Origin of the sequence: Acidihalobacter aeolianus (genome assembly GCF_001753165.1) — a bacterium.
In the GTDB taxonomy this organism is placed as follows: Bacteria; Pseudomonadota; Gammaproteobacteria; order DSM-5130; family Acidihalobacteraceae; genus Acidihalobacter; species Acidihalobacter aeolianus.
The window spans coordinates 61,228-76,442 of the sequence record NZ_CP017449.1 but is presented as its reverse complement, the minus strand read 5'-3'; the positions used below and the strand labels follow the sequence as shown (position 1 = coordinate 76,442).

The following is a 15,215-nucleotide window of genomic DNA, read 5'->3' as shown; positions in this document are numbered from 1 at the left end:
CGGTGCGCGAATGCTTGACCCAGGTAGGTTGCGCCATGGCCGATCAGGTATGAGCAACGAGGCGCACCAAGAGTTCAATCAGCCGGCCATAAGGCAGACACGAAAAAACCACGACAAGCAGGCTTGTCATGGTCGGTTGTCCCGTTCAGCTAAAGTCGCTGAGACGGAACCGGGTGGCGCGGGGTTGTGCCCCGTCCACCCGCTCCACGAGAAAGACGTCGCCGTCTTCCACGTGGAGCTCGCGCACCGGCCTTGACGGCAGGGGCGGGAGGGCACCGACTGCGACCGCGAGGCCGTAGCTGGTGCGGATGGGGAGATCCTTGTTAAGGATCTCCTGAGCCAGCCATTGTGCTAGCTCGGCGTAGTACTCTTTCATCATCAGCTGCCTCCAGTATCCCAGGACCGGGAACGAGTTGCGGCGAAATGCCACTGAAGGTGTTGCCGAGGCATGGGGGGATAATGCGGATGGGTGTAGGGCACCCACCGCGGTTCGCGGCGCCCTTGACGAAACGCACGCCTAGTCCGAACATGTACTGACACTCCTGCAGGCATCTTGCCTGTGCTGACCTGGATCTGTTGATTCCTTGGATCCTGGCCCCTTTTCCTCTCCCTCAGCCACGCCCAACGATCCGCAGAACCTCTATCGCCCACCACCAACGAGTGCAGGGGTAATGGTCGCGGTCCCCGCACCAACCCTCACCGAACCTCCGCCACGCGCTCCTGGCCCCTATGCGGGCCTTTTCCTTGTTTTTTGACTTTTCTTAAGTCTTTTCTCCCCTCTTTTTTCATCTTCCTTCAGTCTTTGCGCCGGAGTTGTCCGGGTTGGTTCGGGGCGGCGCCGTGGTCTGGGCATGGGATCATTACCCCTGCACTCGTGGGTGGTTTCGGCGTATGCTGTGCGCGATATCCATCAAGTTCCCAGATCAGGCTCATGCACACAAAGGAGGAAGAGCGACATGGCCCGCAGCCCCCTTCCCGCCAAGCACGTCGGCGACGAACCACCCAGCGACTACCTCGAAACCCGCGTGATCGCGATCGAGGCCTACCGAACCCTGCGCGCCGCGCTGGGACGCCTGGCCGAGCGCGTGTGCAACGACGACGTCGAGCTGCCGGCGTACTGCGCCGCCCTGCCCTACCGGGTACTCGGCAGCGAAGCGCCCACCGTCATCGAGCCCACGCCCCTGTTCGGTCCGGCTGCGCGCGCGGCCGCCGCCGATATCCTGTGCGCGCTCACCGCCGCGACCGACCAGCACCACGGCGCCGTGCGCCGCCTGCCCGGGCTGCTCGCGGCCAGCACCGAAACTCTCGCCCTGATACAGCAGGTCAACACACTCAAGAAGGATTTTAAGGATAAGGTAAACGCCATCTCGCCCGTGCACCAGATCCGCAATCGCGAGATCCGTCGAGCCACCCACGACAACCAGGACAAGCAGGAGCGCATCAACCTGGTGCAGTGCTATCGGCTGGTTCAAATATTGCCTGTGATGCCGCCGCTCGTCGCCTTTACCTGGGCGAGCCAGCCCAGCGTGAGCACGAGCATGACCGTGCAGGAGGCCATCGAGCGGGTGCGCCAGGCCCGCGACGAGCCGCCCATTGACCATGTCGACCCGGCCGCCTGGGACTATGCCGCCGAACTCACCCTCGAGACGCTGGCTCAGCTGCCGACAGACGAGCTGATCGGTTACCGCGAGAAGATCACCCCGCAGCCTCGCGCCAATGTGCACCGCGTGGACGGCACACGCCTCTTGAAGACCGTGGCCATGCCCCTCTTCTACCCCCACGATCCGGCGGCCGCAGGCCCAGAGATCCGACAACTCGCCAGACTCGATCTCAGCACCCCACGGCGTCCTCGTGGTACGCCCAGGTATGAATCCGAGCCGCTGTGCCCGACCTTTGGTCTTTACCGGCGCAGGCCGGAAGCGCGGTAGCGCTATGCGGCGCGGTGAATACCCACGAAAAAGGCCACCCGCATAGCGAGTGGCCTTGGTCAAAATAACGCCTTAATGCTCTCGATGCCGATGAAGAGCATCGAAGATTAAAAATCCAACCAACGACAAGATGGCCAGGCCGGACAATACATCCGACAACACGCCATACCTAAAAGGTACGGCCAGAAACAGCAGTAGGAGCAGGACACCAACCTTCAAAAAATTAAAGTAATTGAATGTGAATGGCCTATTCATAATACCTCTCCTCAACCTGATAGAAGTTTAGCCCGGGACTCTAAAGCAACGAAAACGCAACTTTTTCGTCCGCGTACCACCCTTCAGCAGGAGGTAACTGATGATCGTGAAGACCACCAGCGTCCCCCATCGGTACAGGCTGAAGTGAGCGTCCCCAGCAATGCGGAACGCCTCGTGCCCTGCTGCCGTGAGACTGAGGGCGCTGGCTACAAAGAGCCAAGACTTCATTCCACTAATCTTCATACCAGTCTCCGTAGGGGTCTCGGCACAGGACATATGTGATCCCGAACACATGTCGCTCAGCATTGCCGAAAACAAGTGCACAAACCGCGAGCGCACCCGCCTACCTAAGCCCCACTACAAAGTTCGTATCGCACAGGTACGTTCCACTCGGCCTGTACCCGAGGACTATGCAAAACACTTATACCGCTGCGACTGACAACACCTTCGATGGCACTTCCGCCATCACCCAACCCAAGGCATGGGCATCGTGGAGATTGACCATCATGGAAAAGCCGTTTGTTTACGCGACCGAGGATGAGGTTATCGAAGCCGCAAAAAGCTTTCTCGATATCCGAGGGCATCGCGTCGCCGACGCTGATTTTATTGAGTCACCCGCTCTCGGTAAGGATATCGCTCTCATGCGATTGCAAGGACTCAAGCAAGAGGTGTTTGGGATAATTTGGCTGACCAATCGGCACCGCGTGATCGCTGTCGAGGAGATGTTCTATGGCACCATCAATCAATGTGCCGTTTACCCAAGGGAGATCGTGCGTAAAGCACTCGAGCACGGAGCCTGCGCGGCACTGGCTTACCATAACCACCCTAGCGGTGGTACGACAGCGTCATCAGCAGACCGAGCCATTACGGACCGTCTGAAAAGCGCCCTGGCTTTGATCGACGTCCGCTTGCTCGATCATTTCATCGTCGGAGGCGGCGAAGTGGCCTCACTGGCCGAGCAAGGCTACATGTAACCCCGAACCGCATCGCTGATTCAGGCGATGCGGTTTTTTTGGCGGTATTCGGTCGCTACTGCACGCCCCGCCACAGCACGCGTTCAATCTGGGCCAGAAGCCTCCCCACAACACGGCTCACTCCATCACCCAATCGTCTGCGGCATGCCCTCGACTTCGTGCAAGGCCCAGATCTTTTTGCGGCCATGTTTGTCGTTCTTGGAGGCATAAAGCGCCTGGTCGGCTACGCGCACCAGGTCGACGTCCTCGCCGGCATACGGATACACCGCCACGCCGATACTCGCCCCCACCTTCACGCTAACCCTCTCGGGTAAATCAAATGGCACGCTAACCGCATCGGACACACGCTTCATCGCCACCGACACGTCACGGATGTCCCCCAACTCGCGCAGTACCAAGACGAACTCATCTCCACCCAGTCTTGCCAGCATTTCCTCACCGCGCAAGAGCCGGCTCACGCGCTCCGAGAATGCGCGCAGCAGCTGATCGCCTACCGGGTGGCCATAACGGTCGTTCACGGGCTTGAAGTCGTCGAGGTCGATGATCGCGACGGCGATCATCGACTTGTGACGCTCAGCCCAGGCCACCGCCCGCTCCAGATACTGGTCCAGACCGGCGCGGTTGGGCAGCCCGGTCAGGGGATCCGTCAACGCCATCCGCGCGAGCTTGCGATTGGCGCGCAGCAGATCCGCTCGGTTGAGCATCACATCCCGCTGGATCATGATGTAGCGCGCTAGCATGACGACAAAGATCATCGTCGCACCAATCAGGTTATTCAGCTTGGAGATGTACAGACCCACACTGAACAGCCGCCCACCCAGGACAAACAACAGGATGTCGATGGCGACAGCACAAGCCACCACGCTCATCCAGGCTGACAGCACCGTTCTTTCTGCGTGCTTTTGTAACAGCCACCACGCCCAGAGCATCACCACGAACTGGACACCGTTGACGGTGACATCCTGCCACGTGAGAAAGTCTGTGCCATGGATGATCGGCGGTAATGGGAATGGCTCAAACTGCTCGTAGAGCACGAGTAAGGCCATCAATGTGATGGCGATGACTGTCGACCACCGAGCGCGAGACCAGAAGAAATTGCGTCTGAAACGGATTCTCTTCGCTTGAGCGCAGGTCCATGCGTAGATAAAGACACCGAGTACGAACACGGTGTGCCAAAGGCGAAACACCCAGAGCCGGGTGGCCACGTCTTTGACGAACAGGATGTTCGTCAGGATCACCAGGCCACCAAAAAGATAGTTAGGTAAATTGCTTTCCTGCGCAATCTACGAAAGTCCGAAACACAAATATAACTCGCTGTTTTATTTTCCATTTTCTCATTCCCTTGTCTAAGTTCGTCCACTATAATCCAATACAAGCCGATTGATTTGTGGGTGCAGTGTGGGTGCAGGAGCTATCTGCACCCACACAAACAGGGGATTCGACATGGCAACCAAGCTACTGACCGCCGCCACGCTGAAAGCGATTACCGAAAACGACGTGGGCTCCATTCTGAATGATGGAGGCGGCCTGCGGGGGCGGGTGCGGCGGAACCGGGCCGGGAAGATCACCGTTCAGTTTGAATACAAGTACCGTGACGGCAAGAAGTACCGGACTGCCAAGGTGGAGCAGTGGCCGAAAAAGTCGCTTGCCGAAATCCGGGCTATTTGCCGCGATATGAAAGCCAACCTGTCGAAAGGGATTGATCCCATTGAGAGCCGCAAGGCCGAAAAGCTGGAAACCCAACTGGAACAGGCCCAACAACTCGAAAAGCAAAAGCAGGAGATTGAACGCCTGGCCACCGAAGCCGCCACCCGGCGCACCTTTTCTGACGCTATCAAGCAATGGGAAAAACTGGAACTGTCACGGCGCAAGGATGGCGGCAAGGAAGCCATGCGGGCGATTCAAAAGGATGTACTCCCAGTTCTGGGCAAGGTGACCTTGGTGGATGTGAAGAGAGCCATGCTGGTGGATATTCTCGATGGCGTGGTGGAACGCGGGGCGCGGGTCATGGCCAATCACCTGTTTGGCGATCTGCGGCAGTTCTTCAATTTTGCCATTGCACGGGAATGGATCGACGCCCACCCGCTGGCAGGACTCACCAAGGACAAGATCGGGGGCCGTCAGAAAGAACGCGACCGCTACTTGTCGGAAGAAGAGATCATCGAACTGAACCAGCGTCTTCCCGCCGCCAATCTGCTGCGCACCACGGAACTGGCCATCTGGATCATGCTTTCCACCTGCTGCCGTGTCGGGGAGCTGTCGCAAGCCCAATGGGAAGATGTGGACCTGGAACAGGGAGAATGGTTTATCCCCGCCGGGAATAGCAAGAATGCCAAGGACCACACCGTTTTCCTCTCCGATTTCGCCAAGCGGCAATTTCAGGAATTGCAGGCCATCACCGGCGATTCCGCTTGGTGTCTCCCCTCCCGCGACGACAAGCGGCATATCTGCCTGAAATCCATCGCCAAACAGATCAAAGACCGGGTGAGGGACGAACCGTTATCCAACCGCACCAAGGCCACCGGCGCACTGCTGCTACCGGGAGGCGGCTGGACCCCTCACGACTTACGACGCACCGGCGCAACTATGATGGGTGAACTTGGCGTCATGGGGGAAGTCATCGAACGCTGCCTGAACCATGTTGAAGGCAACAAGCTGAAACGCATCTACCAGCGTCACGAATTGAAAGCCGAACAGCGCGAAGCATGGCGACTGCTGGGAGACCGGCTGGCACTCCTACAGTCTGCCGATGCCCAAGAAAATGTCATTGTAGGCCGGTTTACCAAACGCGCCTGAACGAAGCCACCGGGGAGCCCCTTGGGGGCGGACGGGTTGGCGGGCGGGGGATCAAAAACAAGCGGAGGCAACTCACACATAATGCAACACTGCGGCGAAGCGGACAGCGCGGTTTTTGCGCTGCGCATAATTTCCAGCATTATGTTCCATTGCCGACCACCGACCCTGGTTGGGTAGGCCGCACCAAACCTCTACCGAAGCCGCAGACAATTGGGGGCGGGAAAGGGCAGCGCCGTGCGGGGGCGCGGCAGGCTGGGCGACAGCCGAGCGTGCCAGGACTCCGCGCAAGCGGCAACGAAGGGGTGAGGTGGATCAGAAAACGATCCGGTGGATCGTTTTCCCGCCGAACGCCGGAGCCATGGATGGCGGAGACCGGTCTTTCAAGCGGAACGGGACGCGTAGCGCCGAAAGCAGGCCGGCCGAAGCCGCCGAGCCGGTTGCGAAGCAGCCGGCGATGCTGAATTCCGGCACGGCATAGCCCGGCGCGGCGCTTGCCTTTGAGCCTGCAAGCGGCGTGATGGGCGGTCCGGAGTCTCCACGCCAGACTTGATGTCCCGCTCTACCGACAGCAGAATAACCGACAAATGGATTGAGAGTTCCCGATCGGCACTGGGGTGCGATGGAAATTGCGCCCCTTCGCTTTCTCCTTCTGTCCGGGTACAGATCACTAGCCCTGCGATAGCTCAATATACTCGGAGTCCCAGCCGGAAGCAGAAACCGCATCAATCGCCGCCCCCAGCTTCTGCGGGTCCTCGACCACAACGTAACTCCAGCGGCCATATTCCCCCAAATGGTTCATAGCCCGAACCCAGCGCTCCGCAGCCTTGGCCTTCACATCGGCGTCGTCGTCGTACTGGCCCTTGATCTCGACAATGAGCTGTAGCCCGTTGTCCAGCACGACGATGAAGTCAGGGATATACCGCGCCTGGATATTGCGTTTGCGATAAGGAACGACGAAACCGAGGTGATCATTCTTCACCCAGCGCGCTACACCGGGATGCACATCGAGCGCGAATGCTGCGCTCTGCTCCCACTTGCCCGTGTCGGCCACCATTGCGTTCAAATGGCACTTCTCGACCGGGTAAATCGGCTTGGTGGAATAGAAGTCCACATACAGGGTGCTGCCGCGCCCACTCGCGCCCTGGGGAATGACGGGCAGCTCATGGGTTGATTGATCGGTGCCGCGTTGGATCGCATCCAGCAGCGTCGATACGGCCGCCTGCATGTAATGGCCAACGGCGAGCAGGTCACAGGCCTGACTGTCGCCTTTGCGCACCAGTTTTTCGGGATCGGCCAGGAATCGCCGGGCGGCGAACAGCACCTTCTGGAACAACTGCGTCACCGGCACCGCCTCGGCGCCATTCTCTTCCTGCCAGCGCCGGCATACCTCCCGGGCCAGCCGGAAGGCCACCTGTTGGTCGCGAAACTGGCGTCGCCATTCGTTGAGAGAGAGCTTGGTGCGCTCCCCGGGCCCATACGCCGACAGTGCGCCTTCCGGAGCGGTCAGGGGCGTTAGATCCACCGTCGGCGGAATCTCCATGGGATCGAGCGTGACCTTCGACACACGATTCCAATCGACGGACACGTCGAAATGCCCACTCTGCTGATAGCCGGTCACGATCGGGAAGGTAATCTCGTATTGCACCTTCTCCGGCACGGAATAAATGTGGTTCGGCTCCGGCTGCTCCACCGGCTCCCGCGATTCGCGCACCTTGAACGGCACCAGCTCGAAGGGCACGCCGAACACCTTGGCGGTCTCCTCGGCAAACTGCTCAGAACCATCGTCCTTCAGCGCATAGCTTCGCCGCCGCAATGCGCGCCCGACCACCTGCTCGCACAGCAACTGCGAGCCGAACGGGCGCAGGCCAACGATGTGGGTTACGGTATTGGCGTCCCAGCCCTCGGCCAGCATCGATACCGAGACAATGCAGCGCACATCCCGCCCCGGCGGGATGTGTTCGTCAATCCACTTCAGGCTACCATCATTGTCGTCGCTGGCGACCTTCTCGTTGTGTTTGCGCACCAACTCCGACCATTCCTCCGGCACCTTGCCACCGGGCCATTCCGGCTTGCCCACGGTATCGAGGATGAATCGTAGTCGCCGGGTTTCGTCCTTGGTGCCGCCTTCCTCGATGTCCTCCACTACTCGGGAGTCAATGCGTACCGTGACTTCCTCGCCTGGCTGGTTGCGAAACCAGGGCGGCGCCTCCCCGTGGCCACCCTTGCCTTCGGCCAGCCATTCGTAGACGGCTTTCGCCACACGGGTGTCCCGGCAGACCACAATGAATACCGGCGGCACCGGATGCCTGTGCTGCTTCTTGGCGAAACGCTCCCACTCCTGGAAACGCTGGTGCCATTCCTGCGCCAACAGATTGATCGGGGCGCTGGCGTAGGTCATCACGATCTCCGGCGTGATATTGGTGCCATAGCCATCCTGAATCGCCTTCTGCTGCACCCAGCGCCAGATGTTGAAATAGGCCGCCGCCTCCGCGCCCGTCGCATCCCTTGAGGGAAGCTGCGGAATTTTCACCAAGCCGGATTCGATGGCATCCAGCAGCCCGAAATCCGAAACGATCCACGGGAAGGGCCGTCCGACCTCGTTGCCCGAACCCTGGATGTAGAAAGGCGTGGCCGAAAGGTCCACGCACAAGCGAATCCCCTTCTTCTTTCCGCCGGCCAGCTTGTTGATCCGGTCCAGGCCCTCGATCCAGATGGTGGCCTCGCGCGCGTTCTTCTCCGCGAGCTTCCTGTCATCATCCAGATCCGCCGCGTCCGTGATGCGCTCTCCGCGCCGATAGGCATGATGGGCCTCGTCATTGAACACCAGCCAGTGTGGCGCACGCCCGCGACCTGAGCCCAGCTCCTGGCGAATGCGCTTGAACCAGGCCCTGTCCGACTCGAAATACTTGATCTCGCGGGTCTCGTTCTTCTTGCCCGCATTCTTGACCACCTCCACCGGCTCGCCCGTCTTGACCACCCTGGCGGACTGACCGTTGACGGTGCTGGTCTCCTGCTTGGCCAGCCGGTGCCAGTTGGCGATCATCACCTCGCCGCGCCGCAGCTCCTCCATGCGGTGCGGCGGCACGAGCTGGCGGGTGCGGTACAGGCTCAGATCGCCGCGCGCCGGCTCCAGCTCCTGCAGGCGCTCGCGAATGGTGACATTGGGGCAGACGATCAACACCGTATCGGTGAAACGATCGTCGGTGGGCTCGGCGATTCGGTTGAGGATCGACCATGCCGCCAGCATCCCCATGACCGTGGTCTTGCCCGTGCCGGTCGCCATCTTGCAGGCGTAGCGGGTAAAGGCGCGGAATCCATGGGCCCTGGCCTCGGCGCCGGGCTCGTCGGTGGGAATCTTGGGGATGTCCTTGCGATAGGGTTCGGCGGCCTCAACCAGAAAGATGATGGTCTCGGCCGCCTCGACCTGGGCAAAGAACAGCCGCTGCATCCGGTCCTCGGAGCGCCACAGGGCCAGCAGTTCCCGGGTGACGCTTGAGGCGCCGTCGTATTCGCGCCCGGTCAGTTCCCCCTTGCGCCAGGCGGCCACCCGCTGGCGCAGCAGATTGACCAGCGCCAGCTCTTCTTCCTGACCGACATCCGCCTCGCCGAACAAATCCTGTTCGCCGCCCTGCCGGCGCCCCCGCTGGGCGTGCTCCGGCACGCGGAAGTAGTAGCTCGCGGCCCGCCGTCCCTCCGCCTTGACCGGCGGCTCTCCCTTGCGAATCTGCCAATGGCAGCAGGGCTCGTAGAAGGGCGAGTTGATGATCGGCGATTCGACTTCCAGGGGGCCAGCACTGGTTGAGTTGTGGGATTGAGGCATTGGCTACGCCGCCCAACGCAGGATTTCCACCTCGGCGCCCTTGCCGACCGCTTCTTCGGCCATGGCCAACACCTTCCCGCTCATCTCCTCGGAGAGATAGTACTCGCCGCACTGGGCACAAACCTGCGCCGGGACGTTCTTGATCACTACCGTGGTTTCACCACGTTGCAGAGTCACCGTGGTTCTGTCGTTGATCACTTCGCCGGTTTTACAAATGACGCATTGCATTGTTACCTCCGCTTCCTGAAGTCATCGGACCACACGACCGGGTCCGGGCTATAGGCGGTTACCACGAAACATCCCCGGGTTTGCGGATCACGGCCCACGACCACGTGGATCGGCTCGCCAGCGATGAACCCCAGCACCAGGTAACTGGGATAGGGCTGATCATCCAGGTACTCAGCAATGGTCTCGCCACGGGCAACCACCTTAAGTATGGCATCCCGGCCAAGCGCCCGCTCGAACATTCGCCGCAGCGCATGGCCGCTGAAAGTAACCCCGGCGCAATCCATCAATCCGGCTCCCGCACCGCCATCAGTTCGTTGCCGCGCTCGTCGATCACCTTGACCGCGATACGCTGCTGCTCGCCCAGCGCGAAGGGCTCCGACTCTGTGCCGGCCAGGTGCTCCCACACGCTGTCGTCGAACTCCGCCTTGAGCGACTTCTTCAGGTTGTCCCAGGCCCCGGTGCGGGGGAAGAACACCTGCGAGGCGCAGAACACCATGCCGTTGTAGTCGGTATCCAGCATCCAGCAGGGCAGGTTCTCCGCGTCGATGGAGCGCGTTTCCAGGTCCGCCGGGTTGAAGATGTCCAGCCCCAGCACTTGGGCCTGATAGAGCGGCTGCCCGTCTTCCCGCTTGCCGGCGGGCTTGAGTGTCACGTCCGGCAGGCCCGTCACCGAGAAAATCTGATCGGTGTGGCTGGTCTTGAGCAGATCGGCCATCACCACATCCGGCGTCACGCTGACGTAGGTCACCGGAATGCGCAGCTTGGCGCGGTCCTCCACCAGCTCCCGCGCCTTGGCCTGAATGGCAAAGCCGAACAGGTAGAGCTGATCGTACTTGAGAAAGTACGCCTCACGTGCGGCCTCGTAGACGAGATGCGAATCGATCGCACCGTCCTCCGGGCCGAAGGCCACGGCCACCCGCTGGCCACCGTTACCATTGCCCTCGGTTTTCGCCTCCGCATGCAGCCACTCGCAATCCGCCACCGGCCGCACCGACTCCAGCGCCAAAGCCTGGTTGCCGGGCAGCCGCAGGGTATGGGCCCGGCGCAGCACCTCGATCATGCGGTCCAGGTAGGCGCGGGGATTCTGGTAGCTGGCCGGCGTCTCGGCGGTTGTTGCAGCCGCTTGCTCATCAAGCACCGTCGCCGCCTGGATGGTGGCCTCCACGGTAAAGGGCCCACAGACCCGGGTGACGTTCCTGTTCACCTCCGGCCGGTCCACCAGCGTGACCATCTCCGGCTCTTCGTTGTTGGCGATGGACTTGAGCGTAATGCGCGGCACCAGACCGCCCACTTCCTCGCCCTTGCGATTCTGCTTGCGCTTATAGACAAAACCGCCGGCCGGCCCGCGCTGCGGCTCCTTCAGCTCGTACCACGGAAAGGTGGCGGTCAACAGCCGCTGCCGGGCCAGGGCCAGCGGCACGCGGGAGGTATCGCAGGTGATCCAGCGGCGGCCCCATTGTTCGGCGACGTAGGCAGTGGTGCCGGAGCCGCAGGTGGGGTCGAGGACCAAGTCGCCGGGGTCCGTGGTCATAAGAAGACAGCGCTCCAACAGCTTGCTAGACGTTTGTACTACGTAGGTCTTCTCATCAGTAAAATTTCCTGTAGCCGTATCTGTCCACATATTCGTAATTGGCTGGACAGGGAAATCTGTGGAGAACCGAATATAGCGAATGCTATTCCGAGCTTTATGAATTCTTCCTGCCTTGGCCAAGTTTTCCAACCCAGCAACCGTCGTCTTCCAGTGCTGATTAGCCGGCGGGCGATAGGCCTTTCCGTCAAAGACAAACTCTTGTGGGGACGACGTTTCACCTTGCGATACAAGACTAGTTGGCTGGTAGAGCTTTGCCCCTTCTGTGATTGATCGCTCACCACGCAACTCTTGAGCAGTTAACCCCCTGTATGAGCCGTCAGGGAGTAATACCCACCTATATCTACCGCCCTGCGGAGATACATCCTTGTCGAGGTATAACCTGTTGAACTTGGATAAACTAGCGTCCTTTCCATACCAAATGAGGTAATCACCTGTTCGAGCGAGTTTCGAAGTATCGAACCCACTTGTCGAAACAAAACTGATTACTGACAGGAAATTATCTTCACCGAAAACCTCATCCATAACTTCGCGCACATGATGCAGATTCTCATCCGAAATCTGCACAAACACGCTGCCGCTTTCGGTCAACAGCTCCCGCGCCATCAGCAGCCGGTCGCGCAGATAGCTCAGATAGGAATGCAGCCCCAGCTCCCAGGTATCCCGGTAGGCCTTGACCATCTCCGGCTCGCGGATCATCTCCTCGTCCTTGCCGTGCTTGACGTCGCGCTTGCGCACGAAGGGCTGGAAGTTGGAGCCGAATTTCACGCCGTAGGGCGGGTCGATGTAGATCATCTGCACCTGGCCGCCCAGGCCCTCGTACTCCAGCAGGGAGTTCATCACCTGCAGGGAGTCGCCGAGGATCATGCGATTGGTCCAGGGGCCCTTGTGCTCGTAGGCGTCCAGCCGGTCGGCGAGGTCCACCTGCGGGTCGCCGAACAGGTCCAGGGTCTGCCCGGCGGCCTTGTAGCTCTTGAGCCGTTCCAGGATGGCGCGGGTGGAGTGGCGCTCATGCACGAACAGTGGCACCGTGGGCACGCTGATCTGCTGGCGCTCCGCCTTGCCGGCCCAGTTGAGAAACGGCCGCGTCAGGCTGCGCAGGCGCGCGGCGCATTCGCGGCTGGAACGGAACACCTCGCCCGTGCCCTGCCACCGCTGCGGCTCGGCAAAAACAACGTCTTCACCCTTCTCCCCGGCCTCGGCCACCAGATTCAACAGCCACTCGGCGAACTCCCGCTCCGCATTCTCGTCCCACATCAGCTCCGGCGCCAGGCTGGAGTCGTAGCGGTAGCTCTTGGGCTCCCGCACCTGATGAAACTGATCCTGCAACCCTACCTCGGGCCGCAGGGTCGCCTCGTCGGCATGTTGATAGCTGCCGTAACTGCCATTGCCTGCTTGGGGCTTGTCGGACTTTACCGGCTTGCCGCCGGATGGTTTCGCTGTACCGACGGCTTGCGCGCCCGTCTGCGCCGCCGACGCCTTGCGATAGACCGAGCCACCCCGGCCCCGACCCTTGCCCAGCACGCCTTCCGCAATCAACCGCTCGCGCACCGCATTCACGGCCGCTTCGTCGTATTCCCGGCCTTCGGCCTCCAAAGCCTGCTGCACCTCGCGGAACAGACTGACATTGCCGATGATGCTGCCGTCCTCTGGCATCGTGGCTAGAATCAGATCGCGAATGCGGGTTTCATATTTCTTATCGTTCATTGCTGCCACTCCCGAAACACCGCATTGAACTCTTCAAGCAACCGTTGCAGGGATGCGTCGTTGCGCGCCGCCTGTCCCAGGTCCATCTCCTTCACAATATCCTCCGCGTATTCGATACCACCCAGGCTGGGCGTGATGCCGCTCTCCCGAATGGCGTCAATCAGCATCTTCTTGTACCGAACCCGCTCGCACTTCTGATCCGGCGCTTTGCAACCACGCCCGAAAACTTTCTTGAAAGCTCCCGAGTCAAGCAGCAGCCAGCGCTCGATATGTGGGTCTGGAACGGCAAACACGATCTGCAAATCGGCCTGCTGGGCGACATCACTCAACGCTTTCGTTCGTTGGCGCAGCCCCTTGCAGTTGGCGTCGGTACTGGCAACAATCAGATCGGGTTGCCGACCACCCTCCCTCTGAAGATCATGCAGGTACTGCCTGAACTCCCTGACCACCGCCCCATGCCCGCGCCGGGCATTGCGCCAGTCGAGACTGATCTTGACACCGCTATCCTCTGCAAGTCGCTGCAGCAGTGCGCCGAGAAACTGCTTATGGGCATAGTCCTCCACGAACAGCGCGATCCTACGCATCGAAGTCCCCCCGCAGCAGCCGCTCGGAGACCGTCAGGCCTTCCTCACCCTCTTCCATCAGCGAGCTATCAACCTCGGCCTTTTTGCCGAGCGGCCCCCATACGGAGAACGGCTCGATCGTTGTTTCGCCCTCGGATGATCGCTTGCACACGAACAAGGAATCATCCGACATGAGGTCCGGCAGCAGCGGGGAATGCGTGGTCACGATATATTGCGTTTCGCCGAGAGAGGCACGGGTCTTAAGCAGTTCCGCCACCAACTGAATGCGGCGGGGGTGAATGCCATTTTCAGGCTCTTCAAAACCAATGAGTGAAGGCTGTTCCTTGGCACCTGCCAGTGCCAGCAGGCCAAGCACCCGCAAGGTTCCCTCGGAGAGCAGGCGCGCCGGAACCGGTATTCCGTTTTCACGCAGTTTCAACTCCACTTCCCCAAGTTCATCGACCTCGACATCGATGCCCTCGACGTTGGGGAGAATGGTACGCAAGGCTTTCTCCAGTGCCCTGAACTGGGGCGTATCCACCGCCTTTAGCGTATTTAGAAACCCCGCCAGCTCCTCTCCCATCAGGCCAATATGCCGGACTTCCTTTACCGGGCCGGCCGCCCGCATGCGTTCTCTCGGCTCGAAGTAGAAGAAGAACCAGCTCTCCAGCTCCCGCCGCATGGCCACCAAGTGGGGATAGTGAGGCGGATAATTCGGCAGGGATAAAATACTGTGATCCAGATACCGTTCGTAATAGGTCGGATGCGCCTGGCCTTCCATACGCAAATGCAGTCGTTTCTCGACCCGCTCAAGGAAAGGTTTACGCTTGTCGGTGGGCTCACCTTTCCTGTTGAGTGCAGTCAGATACTCGTCGGATACGCGCAAGAGGCCGCTCTTGGGAAGAATTTCAACTTCAATCCGGTAACGAAGCGATTTCTCTGTCACCTTGGCAAGTTTCTTGGACGATGAGACATTGCTTTCATCATCTTCGGGTGAAGTACGCTTCATTTCCCGAATTTGTTGATTAACAGCGTCGATGATCGCGGGAGAAAGCTCGACATCCACCTCAATACTGAAGGTCGCCCGTTCCGAGTTGAGCAAACCCTTGATCCCTTCCGGTCCAAAGGAAAACGACTCCAAAGGCTTGCCGCGATAGGGAGGCTCAAAGGCGTCCTTCAGGGTCCTGGATGTCGCCAGCTTCGATAACAATTGCAGCGCATCAAGAAAATTACTCTTGCCTGCGCCATTGGGGCCGAACAGGACGGAGAGAGGCTGTAACTCGACCTCAACATTCCTGAGCGATTTATAGCCGGATATCTTGATTCGTTTCAGCATATGAAAATTCTCATTTTTTG

Annotated in this window: 11 protein-coding genes; 3 read left to right on the top strand and 8 right to left on the bottom strand. The window is 60.0% G+C overall.

Annotated features, from left to right (window positions below; genetic code table 11):
• Positions 1–145 precede the first annotated feature (145 nt).
• Positions 146–376 (bottom strand): hypothetical protein, encoded by a 231-nt coding sequence (locus BJI67_RS16060; protein ID WP_156782251.1) that lies wholly within the window; start codon positions 374–376, stop codon positions 146–148.
• A 580-nt stretch (positions 377–956) separates the two neighbouring features.
• On the opposite strand from BJI67_RS16060, the gene BJI67_RS16055 reads away from it, so the two are divergent.
• Both BJI67_RS16055 and BJI67_RS16045 read left to right on the top strand, forming a co-directional pair.
• Complete coding sequence (locus BJI67_RS16055) at positions 957–1,928, top strand: DNA replication terminus site-binding protein (protein ID WP_070074276.1); 972 nt, start codon at positions 957–959, stop codon at positions 1,926–1,928.
• Between the two features lie 665 nt (positions 1,929–2,593).
• Entirely contained in the window at positions 2,594–3,157 is a 564-nt protein-coding gene (locus tag BJI67_RS16045; protein WP_083251034.1) for a JAB domain-containing protein, read from the top strand.
• A gap of 125 nt (positions 3,158–3,282) precedes the next feature.
• On the opposite strand, the gene BJI67_RS16040 is transcribed toward BJI67_RS16045, so the two are convergent.
• Positions 3,283–4,395: a sensor domain-containing diguanylate cyclase gene (locus BJI67_RS16040; RefSeq protein WP_070074274.1), complete on the bottom strand. Its 1,113-nt coding sequence runs from the start codon at positions 4,393–4,395 to the stop codon at positions 3,283–3,285.
• 205 nt (positions 4,396–4,600) lie between these two features.
• Between BJI67_RS16040 and BJI67_RS16035 the strand changes: the two genes are divergently transcribed.
• Complete coding sequence (locus BJI67_RS16035; protein ID WP_070074273.1) at positions 4,601–5,953, top strand: tyrosine-type recombinase/integrase; 1,353 nt, start codon at positions 4,601–4,603, stop codon at positions 5,951–5,953.
• A 667-nt stretch (positions 5,954–6,620) separates the two neighbouring features.
• Here BJI67_RS16035 and BJI67_RS16030 read toward each other — a convergent pair.
• The 6 genes from BJI67_RS16030 to BJI67_RS16005 are packed head-to-tail and all read right to left on the bottom strand — an operon-like array spanning position 6,621 to position 15,195.
• Complete coding sequence (locus BJI67_RS16030) at positions 6,621–9,773, bottom strand: BPTD_3080 family restriction endonuclease (RefSeq protein ID WP_070074272.1); 3,153 nt, start codon at positions 9,771–9,773, stop codon at positions 6,621–6,623.
• Between the two features lie 3 nt (positions 9,774–9,776).
• Complete coding sequence (locus tag BJI67_RS16025) at positions 9,777–10,001, bottom strand: type II toxin-antitoxin system MqsA family antitoxin (protein WP_070074271.1); 225 nt, start codon at positions 9,999–10,001, stop codon at positions 9,777–9,779.
• Between the two features lie 2 nt (positions 10,002–10,003).
• Positions 10,004–10,285: a DUF4258 domain-containing protein gene (locus BJI67_RS16020; protein WP_070074270.1), complete on the bottom strand. Its 282-nt coding sequence runs from the start codon at positions 10,283–10,285 to the stop codon at positions 10,004–10,006.
• Positions 10,285–13,296: a site-specific DNA-methyltransferase gene (locus tag BJI67_RS16015; RefSeq protein WP_231940961.1), complete on the bottom strand. Its 3,012-nt coding sequence runs from the start codon at positions 13,294–13,296 to the stop codon at positions 10,285–10,287. Before BJI67_RS16015 ends, BJI67_RS16020 begins: the two co-directional genes overlap by 1 nt.
• Entirely contained in the window at positions 13,293–13,880 is a 588-nt protein-coding gene (locus BJI67_RS16010; protein WP_070074269.1) for a DUF4276 family protein, read from the bottom strand. The genes BJI67_RS16015 and BJI67_RS16010 overlap by 4 nt, the downstream gene beginning before the upstream one ends.
• Complete coding sequence (locus BJI67_RS16005) at positions 13,873–15,195, bottom strand: AAA family ATPase (RefSeq protein WP_070074268.1); 1,323 nt, start codon at positions 15,193–15,195, stop codon at positions 13,873–13,875. Before BJI67_RS16005 ends, BJI67_RS16010 begins: the two co-directional genes overlap by 8 nt.
• Between the last annotated feature and the right edge of the window lie 20 nt (positions 15,196–15,215).

Bases quoted from the DNA above. Each gene is read 5' to 3' on its own strand.
- BJI67_RS16060 (WP_156782251.1), bottom strand. From the start codon at position 376: ATGAAAGAGTACTACGCCGAGCTAGCACAATGGCTGGCTCAGGAGATC.
- BJI67_RS16055 (WP_070074276.1), top strand. From the start codon at position 957: ATGGCCCGCAGCCCCCTTCCCGCCAAGCACGTCGGCGACGAACCACCC.
- BJI67_RS16045 (WP_083251034.1), top strand. From the start codon at position 2,594: ATGCAAAACACTTATACCGCTGCGACTGACAACACCTTCGATGGCACT.
- BJI67_RS16035 (WP_070074273.1), top strand. From the start codon at position 4,601: ATGGCAACCAAGCTACTGACCGCCGCCACGCTGAAAGCGATTACCGAA.
- BJI67_RS16030 (WP_070074272.1), bottom strand. From the start codon at position 9,773: ATGCCTCAATCCCACAACTCAACCAGTGCTGGCCCCCTGGAAGTCGAA.
- BJI67_RS16025 (WP_070074271.1), bottom strand. From the start codon at position 10,001: ATGCAATGCGTCATTTGTAAAACCGGCGAAGTGATCAACGACAGAACC.
- BJI67_RS16020 (WP_070074270.1), bottom strand. From the start codon at position 10,285: ATGGATTGCGCCGGGGTTACTTTCAGCGGCCATGCGCTGCGGCGAATG.
- BJI67_RS16015 (WP_231940961.1), bottom strand. From the start codon at position 13,296: ATGAACGATAAGAAATATGAAACCCGCATTCGCGATCTGATTCTAGCC.
- BJI67_RS16010 (WP_070074269.1), bottom strand. From the start codon at position 13,880: ATGCGTAGGATCGCGCTGTTCGTGGAGGACTATGCCCATAAGCAGTTT.
- BJI67_RS16005 (WP_070074268.1), bottom strand. From the start codon at position 15,195: ATGCTGAAACGAATCAAGATATCCGGCTATAAATCGCTCAGGAATGTT.